The 16267-nt window shown below is 36.7% G+C and carries 17 protein-coding genes; 10 read left to right on the forward strand and 7 right to left on the reverse strand.

What is annotated here, in order from left to right:
* Positions 1 to 14 precede the first annotated feature (14 nt).
* The 9 genes from nrfD to RCH13_RS07170 all read left to right on the forward strand — a co-directional run bounded on the left by nrfD (position 15) and on the right by RCH13_RS07170 (position 9261).
* A complete protein-coding gene (gene nrfD, locus RCH13_RS07130) occupies positions 15 to 1415 on the forward strand; it encodes an NrfD/PsrC family molybdoenzyme membrane anchor subunit (protein ID WP_326986547.1) in 1401 nt (466 codons plus the stop codon).
* The gene (locus RCH13_RS07135) at positions 1402 to 1923 is read left to right on the forward strand and encodes a DUF3341 domain-containing protein (protein WP_326986548.1); all 522 of its coding nucleotides are present in this window, start codon (positions 1402 to 1404) and stop codon (positions 1921 to 1923) included. The genes nrfD and RCH13_RS07135 overlap by 14 nt, the downstream gene beginning before the upstream one ends.
* Positions 1916 to 2638 carry a c-type cytochrome gene (locus RCH13_RS07140; protein WP_326986549.1) on the forward strand — a complete coding sequence of 241 codons (723 nt, stop codon included), beginning with the start codon at positions 1916 to 1918 and terminating at the stop codon, positions 2636 to 2638. The genes RCH13_RS07135 and RCH13_RS07140 overlap by 8 nt, the downstream gene beginning before the upstream one ends.
* A gap of 13 nt (positions 2639 to 2651) precedes the next feature.
* Positions 2652 to 3983 (forward strand): quinol:cytochrome C oxidoreductase, encoded by a 1332-nt coding sequence (locus tag RCH13_RS07145; RefSeq protein WP_326986550.1) that lies wholly within the window; start codon positions 2652 to 2654, stop codon positions 3981 to 3983.
* A gap of 78 nt (positions 3984 to 4061) precedes the next feature.
* Entirely contained in the window at positions 4062 to 5213 is a 1152-nt protein-coding gene (locus RCH13_RS07150; protein WP_326986551.1) for a DUF6694 family lipoprotein, read from the forward strand.
* Position 5214: 1 nt separating this feature from the next.
* On the forward strand, positions 5215 to 5751 hold the full coding sequence (locus RCH13_RS07155; protein ID WP_326986552.1) for an adenine phosphoribosyltransferase: 537 nt from the start codon (positions 5215 to 5217) through the stop codon (positions 5749 to 5751).
* A 128-nt stretch (positions 5752 to 5879) separates the two neighbouring features.
* A complete protein-coding gene (locus tag RCH13_RS07160; protein WP_326986553.1) occupies positions 5880 to 6590 on the forward strand; it encodes a tetratricopeptide repeat protein in 711 nt (236 codons plus the stop codon).
* Between the two features lie 16 nt (positions 6591 to 6606).
* Positions 6607 to 7116: a 6,7-dimethyl-8-ribityllumazine synthase gene (ribH, locus tag RCH13_RS07165; protein WP_326986554.1), complete on the forward strand. Its 510-nt coding sequence runs from the start codon at positions 6607 to 6609 to the stop codon at positions 7114 to 7116.
* Positions 7117 to 7173: 57 nt separating this feature from the next.
* Entirely contained in the window at positions 7174 to 9261 is a 2088-nt protein-coding gene (locus RCH13_RS07170; protein ID WP_326986555.1) for an LTA synthase family protein, read from the forward strand.
* Positions 9262 to 9301: 40 nt separating this feature from the next.
* Here RCH13_RS07170 and RCH13_RS07175 read toward each other — a convergent pair whose 3' ends face one another.
* From RCH13_RS07175 to RCH13_RS07185, 3 genes are read right to left on the reverse strand one after another with little or no spacing between them, the layout of a single operon-like run.
* A complete protein-coding gene (locus tag RCH13_RS07175; protein ID WP_326986556.1) occupies positions 9302 to 10429 on the reverse strand; it encodes a glutathionylspermidine synthase family protein in 1128 nt (375 codons plus the stop codon).
* 5 nt (positions 10430 to 10434) lie between these two features.
* Positions 10435 to 10764: a hypothetical protein gene (locus RCH13_RS07180; RefSeq protein ID WP_326986557.1), complete on the reverse strand. Its 330-nt coding sequence runs from the start codon at positions 10762 to 10764 to the stop codon at positions 10435 to 10437.
* A gap of 7 nt (positions 10765 to 10771) precedes the next feature.
* Positions 10772 to 11101 carry a hypothetical protein gene (locus RCH13_RS07185; RefSeq protein ID WP_326986558.1) on the reverse strand — a complete coding sequence of 110 codons (330 nt, stop codon included), beginning with the start codon at positions 11099 to 11101 and terminating at the stop codon, positions 10772 to 10774.
* Between the two features lie 139 nt (positions 11102 to 11240).
* Here RCH13_RS07185 and ypfJ point away from each other — a divergent pair, with 139 nt between their 5' ends.
* Positions 11241 to 12098 carry a KPN_02809 family neutral zinc metallopeptidase gene (gene ypfJ, locus RCH13_RS07190; protein WP_326986559.1) on the forward strand — a complete coding sequence of 286 codons (858 nt, stop codon included), beginning with the start codon at positions 11241 to 11243 and terminating at the stop codon, positions 12096 to 12098.
* 87 nt (positions 12099 to 12185) lie between these two features.
* Here ypfJ and RCH13_RS07195 read toward each other — a convergent pair whose 3' ends face one another.
* The 4 genes from RCH13_RS07195 to RCH13_RS07210 form a co-directional block, all read right to left on the reverse strand.
* Positions 12186 to 12428: a YtxH domain-containing protein gene (locus tag RCH13_RS07195; RefSeq protein ID WP_326986560.1), complete on the reverse strand. Its 243-nt coding sequence runs from the start codon at positions 12426 to 12428 to the stop codon at positions 12186 to 12188.
* Between the two features lie 114 nt (positions 12429 to 12542).
* The gene (locus tag RCH13_RS07200; protein WP_326986561.1) at positions 12543 to 13460 is read right to left on the reverse strand and encodes a YncE family protein; all 918 of its coding nucleotides are present in this window, start codon (positions 13458 to 13460) and stop codon (positions 12543 to 12545) included.
* 221 nt (positions 13461 to 13681) lie between these two features.
* A complete protein-coding gene (gene pruA, locus RCH13_RS07205) occupies positions 13682 to 15307 on the reverse strand; it encodes an L-glutamate gamma-semialdehyde dehydrogenase (protein WP_326986562.1) in 1626 nt (541 codons plus the stop codon).
* A 74-nt stretch (positions 15308 to 15381) separates the two neighbouring features.
* Positions 15382 to 16032, reverse strand: coding sequence for a metal-dependent transcriptional regulator (locus RCH13_RS07210; protein ID WP_326986563.1), 651 nt, complete (start codon positions 16030 to 16032; stop codon positions 15382 to 15384).
* Positions 16033 to 16267 lie beyond the last annotated feature (235 nt).

Genomic DNA, 16267 nt, shown 5'->3' on the forward strand with positions numbered 1-16267 from the left:
TAAATAGGTAAAAAATGTCAGGACATTACGAAGCTCCGATAAGGGAACCTTTAATTATTGGTCACAAGACTTATCACGATATTTCAGAAGATATCGCAAGACCTATCGAAGAACGAGCCGGAAAACTCTGGTGGGTATCTTTTTGGATCGCATTAGCATTATTCATTTATGGATTTGGCTGTATTGCGTATACCATTGGTACAGGAATCGGTGCATGGGGACTTAACAGAACCAATAACTGGGGATGGGATATTACCAATTTCGTTTGGTGGGTAGGTATTGGTCACGCCGGGACCTTAATTTCTGCGGTACTCTTATTATTTAGACAAAGATGGAGAATGTCTGTTAACCGTTCTGCGGAGGCGATGACCATTTTCGCCGTAGTTCAGGCAGCAATTTTCCCTGTAATTCACATGGGTAGAGTTTGGGTTGGATATTGGGTATTCCCTTTGCCGAATCAGTTTGGTTCACTTTGGACTAACTTTAACTCCCCACTTCTTTGGGATGTATTTGCAATCTCCACGTACTTTTCCGTATCCACTGTATTTTGGTTTATGGGATTGATTCCAGATTTTGCAATGATTAGAGACCGCGCGAAAACTCCATGGACGAGAAGAATATATACATTCTTATCTTTCGGCTGGGGTGGTAAAGCAAAACACTGGCAACGATTTGAAGAATTATCCTTGGTTTTAGCAGGTTTAGCAACTCCACTTGTATTCTCAGTTCACACCACGGTATCCTTTGACTTTGCAACATCTGTTATTAAAGGATGGCACTCCACGATCTATCCACCGTACTTTGTTGCCGGAGCTATTTTCTCTGGATTTGCAATGGTACAAACTTTACTTTTGGTAGCGAGAAAAGTGGCACACTTAGAAGATTATATCACCATGTACCATATTGAAATCATGAATATCGTGATTGTAGTAACAGGTGGAATGGTAACCGTAGCTTATGCTACAGAATATTTCATCGCATGGTATTCTGGTTCTAGATATGAAGATTTTACTTATCTATCGCCAGGTGCCGCAACAGGCCCTTACTGGTGGGCGTTTTGGGCATTGATTATTTGTAACTTGATAGTTCCTGCATTATTCTGGTTCAAAAAAGTTCGAACAAATATTATGGCAACATTCATCATCGCTTTGATTATTAACATTGGGATGTGGTTTGAAAGATTTGATATTATTGTAATTAACATTGCCAGAGATTACTTGCCAAGTTCTTGGACTATGTTTAAACCTTCAATTATTGATGTAGGTGTTTATTTAGGAACAATTGGATTCTTCGGAGTACTCTTCTTATTATATGCTAGAACATTCCCTGTTATTGCACAGGCAGAATTGAAGACGATTTTGAAAATATCCGGTGAAACTTATAAAGCTAAAGAAGAAGAAGATGAGCACCACTAAAAGAATATATGGCATGTATGCCGATGATGATGATTTGTTAGATGGCGTTAGAGCTTTCAATGATAAAGGTATTGCTATTGCAGAAGTCTATACTCCCTTTCCGGTACATGGTTTAGACAAGGCCTTAGGCCTGAGAAAAACTAGGATCTCAGATGCAGCTTTTCTCTATGCAATTTATGGATTAAGTATTGGCTCATTAGTTACATACTACACGATGAATCATGACTGGCCGATGAATATTGGGGGTAAACCTTCCTTTACTTGGGGAGAGAACATGCCGGCATTTGTTGTTCCAATGTTTGAATTAATGGTTTTCTGCGCGGCTCACTTAATGTCCCTTACTTTCTTAGTAAGAAACAAAATGTATCCAGGTTGCCCTCCTCAGAATCCAGATCCTAGAACTACGGATGATAAATTCATGATGGAATTTGTAACAGATGATGTAGAAGCAGTGAAGCAAATCTTAATGGATACCGGAGTTGAAGAAATAACTGTAAAAGATGCTTAAAATGATAAAAGAGATAATTAAAGTCACGGCTATTCTTGGATTCGCAGCAGCTTCCTTAAGCTCTTGCAGCGATGAAAATCCGCCTTTAGTATATTTCCCAGATATGTATTTTCCTGTGGCCTATGATCCATTGGGTAAAGCGAAAGATGCTTATACAGATAGGGAAAATGTTTTGCCAGTATTTGTAAAAAATAATGGTGCTACAGGTTTAGGTCCGGTTAGCGGAAGTGTAGCTCAGAATAAAGATGGTATTGCAGATCAAGCATCTAATGTACCGATGACTCCAGATCAGTACAACTCTGGTTACGATGAATCTAAAGCAACTCTTGTTTCTCCTCTCATTGCTGGCAATCAGGCCAAAGATATGGAGAGAGGCAAAATTTTATATAATCAGGTTTGTGCAGCATGTCACGGAACAGGTGGAGATGGTCAAGGTCCTATCGTAGTAAGCGGTGCCTATGCAGGTGTTCCTAAATATGCAGACCGGGAACTTACGGTTGGTTCAGTTCATTATGTATTAACCAATGGTAGAAATGCAATGGGTTCTTACGCAGGTCAATTAAATCCTGGTGATAGATGGAGAGTCTCTATGTATATTATGAATGCCTTTAAAGGTGGCGCAACTCCAGCAGCTGCTGTAGCCGCAACTACTACGGATGCAGCTCCCACAATGGATGCCGCAGCAGCAACAGTAACCACTAGTCCTAAAAAATAAAAAGTTATAAAACATGTATAGTTTTTCACCGAAATTAAGATTATATTCAATCATACTTATCGTTCTGGGAGTGGTACTATTTGGCGCTGGTTATTTTATGAATCATGCAACAGATGATACTCAGATAGAGCACATGATGGAGGCAGTACATGCCGGCGGAAATGATCTTCCTTCCCATTCTAGTGAATTGATAGGACCACAAGATCAAGAGGCTCACTTAGAGCACGCAAAAATGCAGTTTAAAAACCAGCCGCTAGCTGCAATTCATACTGTTTCTGTGTTTCTTTTCGCATTAAGTTGTTGTGCATTATTTTTCTATGCTATTCAAACCGCATCTCATGCAGGGTGGTCAATCATTATTTTAAGAGTAATGGAAGCGATTGCTTCTTTTATTCCGTGGGCCGGAGCAATTATTATTATTATTATGATCATGAATGTTACCCATTTCGGGCATCTTTTCCACTGGATGGATCCTGAGTTGACGGATAAGTCCAATCCTCATTTTGATCCAATTTTATACGAGAAGAAAACATTCCTAAATATTCCATTCTACATTGTAAGAACGCTGATCTATGTACTTGGAGCTTCATTCTTCGCTTGGAAATTAAAAAGTCTATCCAAAAAAGTGGACGAAACGAAGAGTAGAAGTGTTTATGCAAAATATTACAGCTGGAATGTAGGATACATTGTGTTCTTCGGTTTCTGTTCTGCAGCTTGGGCATGGGATTGGTTAATGTCCATCGATCCACACTGGTATTCTACCATGTACATTTGGTATGCAATGGTAAGTACGCTTGCTTCCTCAATTGCTACTATCATGTTGATCAGTGTTTATTTAAAGAAAAGTGGATATCTTCCTCATTTTAACGACAATCATTTGCATGATCTAGGAGTATTTCTATTTGCTTCTACCATGTTATGGACGTATACTTGGTTCGCACAATTTATGCTTTATTGGTACGCAAACATTCCAGAAGAGGTTAATTACTTCTACGGTAGATTTGAATATTACGGTTGGGCGTTTTGGTTGATCTTAGTTTTAAACTTTGCACTTCCTTTGTCTGTAATGGTAAGTTCAAGCATTAAGAGAAATTATAAAGTGATGTCTACTATGGCAGTAATCATAATTTCTGGTCATTGGTTAGTGTACTACAATATGGTAATGCCTGGAACCGTTGGACCATACTGGCAAAACATTACAGGATTGCTCACTAATGTAGGTGCAGTTTTATTTGGACTTGGTTTATTTGTTTTTGCTGTATTCTCCGCATTAAGTAAATTAAAATTAATTCCAGAAGGAAATCCATTCTTGAAAGAATCAAAAATATATGAATATCCGTTCTAACTGATTAGATTTTCATTCAAATAAATAATCCCGGCTTCATGTCGGGATTATTTTTAAATTTGTATAAACCCTCACCCTATGAAACGAGTGCTATTTCTGATCTGTACATGTCTTATTTTAAGCAGTTGCAAAAAAGATCAAGTAGATGCTACATCTACCCAAACATTGCAATCCAGTATTAATGATATGACTTCCAGTCTTAATACATTGCAACAGGATAAATTCAATGAAGCCCTGTACATTCTCAAAACATTTGGGGTAGAAGCTGAAGGAGATACTAGTGAATTAGCCGAGTTGGGTAAAATGATCGATGGCAAAAAAGTACCGGAAATTTTCCTTTTAGCTGATCAAGTAGCGCAGAAAAATGGAATAGAATGGACGAGTACTGGTCCGCCAACTTTGGGATCTCTTAACATTTTTGAAGATGCACAAGAATCTGACCCGAATGATGTTTCTGCAAGTTCTTTAAGATTTGCCGTAAACACTCCCGCAGCAGATAGTATTTTAGGTCCTAAATCTCTTCAAGTTATTCCACGCTTATTAGATGCAGCTGGAAAAGACCTTGTGTTTTCTGGTGCCGCTTTAGAAGTGGAAATGCAAATTTTCAGTAATGGAAGAAGAATTTCAACATCTAAAAATTTAATGCAGGATAATAAATTTAAAGGATTTACCATCAGGTTCGCCTCTTTGCCGAAAGAAAAAATCGCGGATAATAAAATTGACATCACCATCAATGTAAAAACATCCAAGAAAACCTTAAAAATGTCAAAAATCGGAGTTCCCGTAAATCCGAAAGCTTTGTTAATGCCCGCTGGAAACCCACAAGATAATCCCGCAAATGTGATAATAGATGATCCAGAATTAATTCCCATTGATTCATCACTTCCAGTAGACACTAAGCCAATTACTCCCAGTGGCGACCCTAAATCAAGCGTAAGTAAATTTTTAAATAATCTGAATTCCCAAAATCTAAGAGGCGCCTATGAAACGGCGGATAATCCGAATTGGGGTTCTTTTGAGAACTTTTCTAATCCAACTTCAGGATTTGGAGGTGTAAAAAATGTAACGGTGAAAAACATAGCAACCAATCAAGCAACAGCTAACGCAGCGAGTGTAAATGCGATCTATGATGTAACCGATAAATCTGGAAAAACCACAGCTCTTCAGGTTACGTTTGGTTTAAAGAATGTAAACGGAGATTGGAAAATTGCGAGTTATAAAATTAACTAAAATGACAAAATCAGACCTTGCTCATCAGTTAGAAAATACCATTCAAAATATTCCCGATTTTCCTAAACCTGGTATTCAGTTTAAAGATATCACGCCTATTTTTTTAAACCCGAAACTCTATGAAGAAGTCATTGAAGACCTCGCCAATTTCAGTAGAGGTAAAGTTGATGCAGTTTGCGGCATAGAAAGTCGCGGTTACTTATTTGGAATAGCAATCGCAGTTGCACTGGGAGTTCCTTTTATTCTCATCAGAAAAAAAGGAAAATTGCCGCCACCATTTATTTCAGAAAAATATGATTTAGAATACGGATCCGAAGAGATAGAAATGCGAACCGGCCATCTACAACCAGGACAAAGAATTTTAATTCATGATGATCTTTTAGCCACCGGCGGAACAACCGAAGCAGCAGCGAGACTGGTCAAGAAACAAGGCGCAACTGTAGCGCAGTTTAGTTTCCTCATAGAACTTGAAGAATTGCATGGTGTCGAGCGATTAAACCATTTAGAAGCAGAAGTCTACAGTATTTTAAAGTATTAATCACGATTTATATTTAAAAGATCAGAGCGCAAAAAATTCCATACTTTTAAACGCAAATGTTTTTACAGACATAATTTTGTTTATCGTTCAAAAACAGTTAAATTTGCACTTCAATTTTTACAACTATTATGGCAAAAGATAAACCGCATTCCAACAAAAAAGAGATGGAAGGAAAGGAAACAGTAGAGGTTTTTAAAGACTTAGACAGAGGAGCTCTTGATACCGAAAGATTTTTAGAGAAACATTCTAAAAATTTGATGATTCTTTTTGGAGTCTTGGTATTAGGTGTTTTAGGGTATTTTGCCTACCAACAATTTTATATCGGACCAAAGAATGAAGAAGCAACTCTTAGTTATTTGGCTGCGCAGAAAAATTTGGCAGACGGTAAAGAAGAATTGGCTTTAGGTGGTAAAACTGCTGCAAATCCAGGATATCTTGGGACATTTAATGATTTCTCTGGAACTAAAGTGGGAAAACTTTCTGCCTACAACGCGGGACTTTTAAAATTTAAAGAAGGGAAATACCAAGAAGCTTTTGATTTATTAGATTCATTTTCCTCGGACAATAAAGCTTTAATGGCTTTAAAATATGGAGCCATGGCAGATTGCCAATCCAATCTAAACAAAGCAGATGAAAGTTTAGCGCTCTTGGATCAAGCGATTGGTGCTTCAGATGATCCTTATACCTCTTATTATTTTACCAGAAAAGCTGGATTAGTAGCCTTGGCGTTGAAGAAAAATGCTGAAGCTAAAAAATACTTCTCCTCTATTGACGAAAAGTATCAGGATTATGACAATGGAATGTCTGAATCCTATATTGAAATGGTAAAATACTACTAAAAATAAAAATTTAAAGATGGCAACTGTAAATCTTTCAGATTACAAACCATTAGAAATTAACAATGCCGGTTCATTTAGAATTGGCATTGTTGTTTCCGAATGGAATGATTTCGTAACGTTTAACCTTAGAGACGGAGCTGTAGAAGTTCTGAAAAAAGAAGGGGTTAAAGTAGAGAATATTAAAATCTTTCAAGTTCCGGGTGCTTTTGAATTAAATTTCGCCGCTATGCAATTGTGTAAAGAAGGAATTTATGATGCAGTAATTGCTATAGGTTGCGTAATCAGAGGAGAAACAGCGCATTTTGATTATGTATGTTCTGCCGTAGCACAAGGAATCAAAGATTGCAATATTTTAACCGAAGTTCCTGCCATTTTTTGCCTATTAACAGATGATACGAAAGAACAATCCATTGCCAGAAGCGGTGGAAGTCTAGGTAACAAAGGAATCGAAGCTGGAGTTACGGCTTTGCAAATGATTCAGTTTAAACAAAGTCTTTCTGAAAAGCAGGGTAATATTGGATTTTAATTTCCGAACTTTAGTTTTTTAAAATATACTTCCTTTTTCCGCTAATAATCTTCTACCATGCAAAATACAATTTTTCAGAAGGTAAAGCCCTTTCTCTATTTGGGATTTTTTTACTTGTTGGTTTCATTTGTATTGCGCATCATTTTTATATTTCATCCCATCACCACGGCTTCATTTGATTTTTTTCAAATTGTAGGGATTCTCTTTTTTGGATTAATAACAGATGTTTTGGTTTTTGCCGTGGCAAGTTCTTTTCTCGCAGTTTATTTTTTATTCCTCTCCAATTCAAAATACAAAAAACCGTATGGTTACCTTATTTTCGGCCTCCTTGTAGCTGCTTTTATATATACTGCTTTCGTCCCGGGTAACATCTTTAAACAATATGGAGGCTCTTTCCCAGAAGTAGCGATGATCTTTGTAGGTTTTAAAACTTTTCTTTTTGGATTGATGTTATTTTTGCCTACCCAAAGAATCAAAATTAGAAATGTGCTGTATTTTATCATCCTATTTCTTTATGTACTTCTAATAATTTTCAATGGTGTCAGCGAATATTTTTTCTACAATGAATTTGGTTTAAGGTACAATTTTATAGCGGTTGATTATCTAATCTATACCAATGAAGTAATTGGTAATATCCTAGAAAGCTATCCGATTGTACCACTCTTTACTGCAATTTCTACAGGAACACTTTTAGTAACTTGGTTCATCTACAAGCAAACAAAAGCACAGCTGCTTTCTCTGCCTAATTTTTTCAAAAAGCTTTCCCTGCTCGCAGTTTTTTTGTTATTGTGCACCATTAGTCTTTTTCTAATTCCAAAAATGGATTCGGTAACAACTAAAAATGTTTTCGCTCGAGAAATTCAAGCCAACGGATTTCCGAAATTTTATCACGCTTTTACCAATAATGAACTCGATTATTTTCAGTTCTATCCCACAATTGAAGAAGCTGTAGCAGAGAAAAATTTTCTTAATCAATTTTCCCCGATTGCAATTACCCGTAAAATAACTCCGACCACTCCAGAAATAAAGAAAAATGTCATGCTAATCTCCATTGAAAGTTTGTCTGCAGATTTTCTGGAGCACTACGGCAACACCAAAAAAATAACACCATTCTTAGATAGTTTAGCCGATCAATCATTAATGTTTACCAATCTCTATGCAACAGGCAATCGCACCGTTCGTGGTTTGGAAGCATTAACGCTTTGCATTCCTCCAACTGCGGGAGAAAGCATCATCAAAAGAAAAGAAAATAAAAACGAATTTACCACAGGTAGCGTCTTTAAATCGAAAGGTTATGCGGTAAAATTTCTTTACGGCGGGTACAGCTATTTTGATAATATGGAGGATTTCTACAAAGGAAATGGTTACGAAGTAGTGGATCGCAGCAACTTTAAACCCGAAGAAATTGCCTTTGCAAATGTTTGGGGCGTTTCAGATGAAGATATGGCAAACAAAGCCATTAAAGTGATAAATGCGGAAGCGAATGCAGGAAAACCTTTTTTCAATCATTGGATGACGGTTTCTAATCATCGCCCTTTTACTTATCCAGAGGGTCGTATTGATATTCCTGGAACTGCGAAGTCCCGCGAAGGTGGCGTGAAATACACAGATTATGCGCTGAGAAAGTTTTTTCAAATGGCAAAAAAGGAAACTTGGTATAAAAATACGGTTTTCGTAATCGTGGCTGACCATTGTGCTTCCAGTGCAGGCAAAACCGAATTGCCTTTAGACAAATACAGAATTCCAGGTATGATTTTTTCGGAAGGATTTATTCAGCCTCAAAAGTTTAATCAATTAATGTCGCAAATTGATGTAATGCCATCATTACTAGGATTACTTAATTTCAACTATGAAACTAAATTTTTAGGACAAGACGTGTTCAGTGATCAATTTCAGCCGAAAGCATATATTGCGACGTATCAAGATTTAGGTTTAATCAAAGGGAATAAACTCACCATACTTTCACCAACAAGAAAAATCAAGCAGTACGATTTGGAATTGCAGCCTTCAAATTTAGCCGAAAACTTCAAGTTATTATACACTGAACTTCCAGTCAAAAAGTTAGCGAGTCCCTTGGTAGAAGAATGTATAGCAGCTTACCAAAGTACCAGTTATTGGGTGAAGGGAAAAAAACTGACTCTCTAAATGTACTTTGAATACACTCATTACTTTGAGGTGAAGAATTTTAGCTGATTAAATGTGGTACAAATCTACTTTGGTTGTTGGTGATCAAATTCACACTTTCTCGCATACCAATTCCCGCTGGCTCTTGTCCAATGATCCAACTCCCTACAACAGGATAATTTCCAGCGAAATTTTGAAGATCAAAAAACTGCTGATAAATGTACCCTTCTTTACCATAAATACCGCTGTTTTGCTCAATCGGAATATGATTTTTAAAGAGAGAAATATTTGCACCTTCTCTGGAATAGATAGGCTTTTTAGCGTAGTTAAGAAGATTGCGTGGTTCGAAATAACTTTCCAGCAAATAGGGATGATTCGGAAAAAGCTCCCACAATATTGGTAACATTGCTTTTGAAGAGGCCAATATTTTCCAAGGCGGCTCAATCCACTGTGTTTTAGAACCGTTCTCTACCATTTTTTTTCCAAAATTTTCTTCCAGAATCCATTCGTAGGGATAAAGCTTAAAGATTACGTTGATCAATTCATTGTTTTCATCCACAAACTCTTTAATTTCATCTGCCCATCCGATATCCGAAATTGCAATAAATGACGTTTCCAATCCTGCCTGTGAAGCGCAATCTCTCATGTATTCCACATTTGTGACGTCTTCTATATTTGTTAGAGAGGCGAATCTTACGTAATTACTGCCTAGATAAGGTTTCAAATAGGTCCAGTAGGCAATGAGTTTTTCATGAATAGAATTAAACTGATCTTTATTTGGAAATTTATCTTGCAGCCAAAACCATTGTGCCACGGAGCCTTCAAATAAAGAAGTAGGTGTATCTGCATTAAATTCCAGTAATTTAATTTGGGTCCCGTCAAAGCCTAGATCAAACCTTCCATAAATTGAGGGAAAATCTTTTTCCCAACTTTCAGTGATCGTATTTCGAAACCATTCTGGAATGTGAAATTGATAAAAAAGATTTTTAGAAATTACGTGTTCTACAGCAACTAAATACATTTGCCAAAGTTCCGCCGTTGCTTTCTCCAAATGGTTTATTTCGTTTGGTTCGAACTCATAATAAGCACTTTCATCCCAATAAACATCGTCTACAGAATGATATCCAAAACCAATTTTTTCCAGCTTTTCCTGCCAATTTTTTCTGGGCGAAGTAAGAATTCTTTTCATACCAACTATGAAGATGCACTGAAACCTGTTCTGCCCATTCCGCCACGGATCACATTGCCTTTGTAGGTGTTTTTTCCGATGTTGGACATGGGGGAAATTGAGTTGCTGTAATATCCTCTTTGAAAGCCACTACCGCCACTGAATCCGTATGGTCGAAAAACATGGTAGAGCAAAAGGCCAGTCACAAACCCATGAGACGGGCTGTATTGAGCGGTAGAATCAGATCTCATGTATACTTTTTTTTCAGTATCCCAGGATTTTTCTTCAGGTTTAGTAGTACAGCTTGCCAGTATTCCGGTAACGAAGATCAGTGTGATCTGTTTGCTTTTTTTCATGCTAAAATTATTGTACCGTGATATAAAATTCGTAGTCTTTTTTAATGGTCTTCGAAATTTTAGTACCATTATCATTCACTGAAATAATGGTGTCACCTAAAGTGGGAATCGTGTCTCTCGTAGTTATTTCTTTTGCTAAACTGTTCTTTACCCAGACTTTATGCTTCGTAACTAAAACATCCATAGAATCCGCATTCTCAATGGAAACAACGGTCTCCACAGATCCGTTTTTAGACAGTGATTGTACTGCATCTTCTGGAGATACTTCTTCCGTACAGGAATTAACCAGGAGTAGAATAAATAGAGGAATTGCCAGTCGGCTTATTTTTTGTATCATGGCTTAAAAGTAGAAATTTAGAACGTAAAATACTTCGTTATTTATTAAAATATTTAACTTTACTCCAAAGATACAGGTTTAAACTATTTGTAGAAAAAAAGAACATTAATTTACTTAAAAGCATTTAAAAAATTAGGATATGAAATGGACAAACGATAGAAGTGGCAACGTAGATGATAGGCGTGGAAGTGGCGGCGGTGGCGGAATGCTCGTTGGCGGTGGTTTAGGAACTTTAATTATTGCCGCAATTGTATTTTTTCTGGGCGGTGATCCGTCTGCCATTCTTTCTTCTGGTATGGGCAATTCTTCTGCGCAAACTGAGCAACGTGATCTCTCTGTGGAGGAAGTTAAAGTACGGGAATTCGTTTCAATGATTACAGCAGAAAATGAACAAACCTGGTCAAAGATTTTTCAGGATAATGGCATGCAATATAGTGCGCCAAAAGTGGTCATGTTTGAAAATGTAACGCAATCTGGATGTGGAACTGCGCAAGCAGCAATGGGTCCTTTTTATTGCCCTGCAGATCAAATGGTTTACATGGACATGAGTTTTTTCAAAGAATTAGAGCAACGATTTGGAGCAGAGGTGACAGAATTCTCCATTGCATATGTTATGGCGCACGAAATTGGGCATCATGTACAAACGTTATTAGGAACAACGCAGAAAGTGGATCAGCTTCGAGCAAGTGGTAAATATTCGGAAACGGATATGAATAAAGTTTCTGTCGCCACAGAACTTCAGGCGGATTTTTATGCGGGAGTATGGGCGAGACAAACAGACAATCGGGAAAAGTTTTTGGAACCTGGTGATATCGAATCTGCAATCTCAGCCGCAGAAGCAGTAGGTGATGATAACATTCAGAAAAGATCACAAGGTTATGTGAACCAAGAAGGTTTTACGCACGGAAGCTCAGCTCAAAGAAAAGAGTGGTTCATGAAAGGATATAACACCGGAGATATCAAACAGGGTGATACTTTCAATGCTTTATTGAACTAATTTTAATTTGTTAGATTATACACATCGAAATGATAAGACAAAAAAAAACCGCAATGAATTGCGGTTTTTTTATTTTTCAAGTGAATCTTAGTTTTGATTCATTGTTTTCTCAGCAGAATTAGTAGCTTGTCCAACTCTATCTTGAACTTGAGATGCTACGTCACTTGCTTTTGATTTTATATCGCTACCGAACTTATTGAAATTATCTTTTGCAGTATTGATGGTATCTTTCACCACTTGTTTTTCTTCTGGGGTAGAATTTTTATATTTCCACCATGCTAAAGCTCCTAATCCTAATAAAGCTAATAAACCATTTTTTTTAGTACTCATAATTGTATTTTTAGTTGTTATAAAATTTAATTTGATACCTAACTATTGTAAAAAACGTGCCATAATTTTGAATCAAATTATAAATCTTTGTTAAAATAATTTACACAAAATACGTTATTTATTTGCTCTTTTATAATACGTAATTCCAAAAGGATTATTTCCTACCGTGATTGTGGTACCTGGACTCAATGTGGATGCATTTACAGAATATGTAGTAACCGTATTTGCAGCAGGTCCTGAATGCGTGACAAACATTTTATTTCCCACTTCGTTAAGCACAATATTATGCGGAGTTGGAATTGGTGTATTTAACGGCGACCCATTGCTTGTTCCCGTAGTAGCATTCGCAGAAAAAATCTGAGCACCGGTAATATTGGTCATGAAAATAGAATTTTGATCCGGTGAAGCGAAAATTCCATGCGCTCCTTCATATGCCGTATTTTTAAAGGTGGTCAGGTCATTTCCATTTAAAATATAAAGTTGCCCAGATTGACAAGCAACGTATAACTTATTGGTGCTTGATAGATGAAAAAGATGCGGTTCTTGACCTACGGTAACTTCCCCAGTTTTTTCAAAAGTTTTTATGGAATACATTAAGACACTATCCGGTTGTCCGAAAACTGGATTAAAGGCGGAAACAAACGCTTTTGTACCATCTTTAGTAAGAAAAATATCATGCGGAGTCAAGCCAACATTGATTGTTTTGATGATAGAATTGGTATTTAAATCAAGGACAGAAATTGTTTTATCAATGTCTCCAATAATCCACAGCTGACCTCCATTTGCCCACATGTGAAAGACACCTTTACCAACATTGATGGAGTTTTCCAGCGCTTTTGTGTCAGGATTTATGATATGAACTTTATTCGCTTTTCGGTCACCCACATAAATTTTGTCTTTTGAGGGAACATAAACCACATACATTGGATCCGAACCTGCAATTTCAAGTGTTTTGATGACTTGATTTGTGTTGGTGTCGATAAAACTGATGCTCCCACTTAATCTGTTCGCAACAACTACAATTTCTTCCATTTTTTGGACATCTGGTAATTCATTTTCTTTCCTACAACTTGAAAAAATGAGGCATAGAATCATGATTTTGAGCGTATTTATAAAATATTTTTTTATCATTTTGAAATTTTTATAAAGTTAAATTAATTTTTTATTTGCTTTACCCATTTTTAAATTTTCTACTTTAAGCCAAAAAAAAATCCTGCCAAAAAGACAGGATTTAAATTTCGATGTAAGTACTCTTAACCCAGATATGGATATTTATAATCTTTCGGAGAAACAAAAGTTTCTTTAATACTTCGTACAGAAACCCAACGCAATAAATTCATTTTAGATCCTGCTTTGTCATTAGTTCCAGATGCTCTGGCACCACCAAAAGGTTGTTGACCAACTACAGCTCCGGTTGGTTTATCATTAATGTAGAAATTTCCTGCGGCATTTTCCAAAGCTTTATAGGCTTCTGCAATTGCATAACGATCCTGCGCGAAAATTGCTCCCGTTAAAGAATAAGGAGAAGTTTCATCTACCAATTTTAAAGTTTCTGCCCACTCCTCATCCTTGTAAATATAAACAGAAAGAATCGGTCCGAAAATCTCTTCACAGATTGACTCATATTTTGCATTAGAAGCTAAAATAATGGTTGGTTCAACAAAATATCCTTTGCTGTCATCGCATTTTCCACCAAATAAAATTTCTGCGTCACTGGATTTTTCAGCTCGTTCAATATATCCTTTACATTTATCGAAAGAATTTTTGTCGATCACTGCATTTACAAAATTAGATGGATCTTCTGGGGATCCCATTTTTACGGTTTTTAATTGAGCCGCTAAAACTTTTTTTACATCTTCCCAAAGTGATGCTGGAATGTAAGCTCTGGAAGCTGCAGAACATTTTTGACCTTGGTATTCAAATGCGCCACGAACCATTCCAGTTGCTACAGCTTCTACATTTGCAGAAGGATGAACCATGATGAAATCTTTTCCACCTGTTTCTCCTACAATTCTTGGATACGTTCTGTATTGATGAATATTTTCCCCGATCATTTTCCACATTCCCTGAAATACTTTCGTAGAACCCGTGAAATGAAGACCCGCAAAATCTGGGTGTTTCAAAATCTTTTCCGCAGTATCTTTTCCATCTGCGAAAACCATGTTAATAACTCCCGCCGGTAATCCTGCTTCTGTGAGGATATCCATAATCACTTGTGCGGAATAAATTTGCTTGTCGGAGGGTTTCCAAACCACTACATTTCCCATCATTGCCATACAAGTTGGTAAATTCCCCGCAATTGCAGTAAAATTAAATGGAGTTACGGCAAAACAAAATCCTTCTAACGGACGGTACTCGGAGCGGTTCCAGATTCCCGCATCAGATACAGGTTGTTCGCTATATAAATCGGTCATGAATTCTACATTAAAACGTAGAAAGTCAATAAATTCACAAGATGCATCAATTTCTGCTTGATGCACATTTTTACTCTGACCAATCATAGTAGCTGCATTCAGTCGATCTCTATACGGACCTGCAACTAATTCTGCTGCTTTTAAAAAAATGGCAGCGCGCTGTTCCCACCCTAAATTATTCCATTTTTCTCTGGCTCCAAGCGCTGCTTCTATGGCTGCATCTACGTGAGTCATATCTCCTTTATAGTAAATTCCTAGTTCATGTTGATGATCTTGTGGAGATGTAATTTTGATTTCGTTTTTTGTGCGAACTTCCTTTCCGTTAATAACCATATGAATTTCTACTTTTTCTTTCCACATTTTTTTGTAGGTAGAAATCAATGATTTTACATCTTCAGAACCTGGTTCATAGGTTCTTACGGGTTCGTTTATAGCAAACGGAACTTGCGATATTGCTTTTGACATTTATTAAATTTTTATAGATTTTATGTGATTGTTACAAAGTTAAGGGAATTCACCGAATGCGCCAAAAGGGGGACTTAGTGTTTCACCAAGATTTTTTCGCAAATAATTTTGCTCAGTAGAATTTCTTTCCCCTCAATTAAAATAAGCATTGATTTGTCATATTTCTGAATTTCCTTCACCTCCAATATTTTGCCTAACTGTAACTTTTTTTCAGTGAGGTAGGTTAGAAAATCATCATCCGAGATAGTTACTGAAGTGAAAACAACTTTATTCCCAACGCCACATGTGCTTAATTTTTTTAAATCGAGGGAAATAATATTGCCTTCCTTATCTGGAATCGGTTCGCCATGCGGATCAAATTGGGGATGATTGAGCAACTCATCCATTTTATCAAAAAATTTTTCTGACTTGATGTGTTCTACTTGCTCCGCAATTTCGTGTACATTTTCCCATCCGAAATTCATTTTCTGCACCAAAAACATTTCTGTTAACCGATGTTTTCTAACAATTAAAGCTGCTTCTTTCTGCCCAGAATCTGTTATTTTTAAGGGTTTGTAACTTTCATAGATGACCCATTTTTTATCCGCAAACTTTTTCATCATGTTGTTTACGCTCGGCATTTTTACATGTAAAAATTTACTCAACTCATTGATGGTGACCGTGTTATCTTGTGTCATCAGGTGAAAAATAGCTTTCAAGTAATTTTCTTCGGTAAGGGAAATCATATTGTTAGATTAAATGAATTGCAAATCTAACACTTTTTTGAGGCAAAAAAAACGCAACCGGCAGAATGCGTTTCGTTTTAACAGGTAATTAAATATTATCTATAAAGAAAATTACTAGAGACAGAAGTCCCAAGATCTCATCATGTTTAACACAAAAGTGTTATTTATATCTCATAGAACTACCGCCTTTTGCACCTATTTAAAAAGGGCGTTTTCAACGTATTTTTATTACATT

Source organism: Chryseobacterium sp. MP_3.2 (assembly GCF_035984805.1).
Lineage (GTDB): Bacteria > Bacteroidota > Bacteroidia > Flavobacteriales > Weeksellaceae > Kaistella.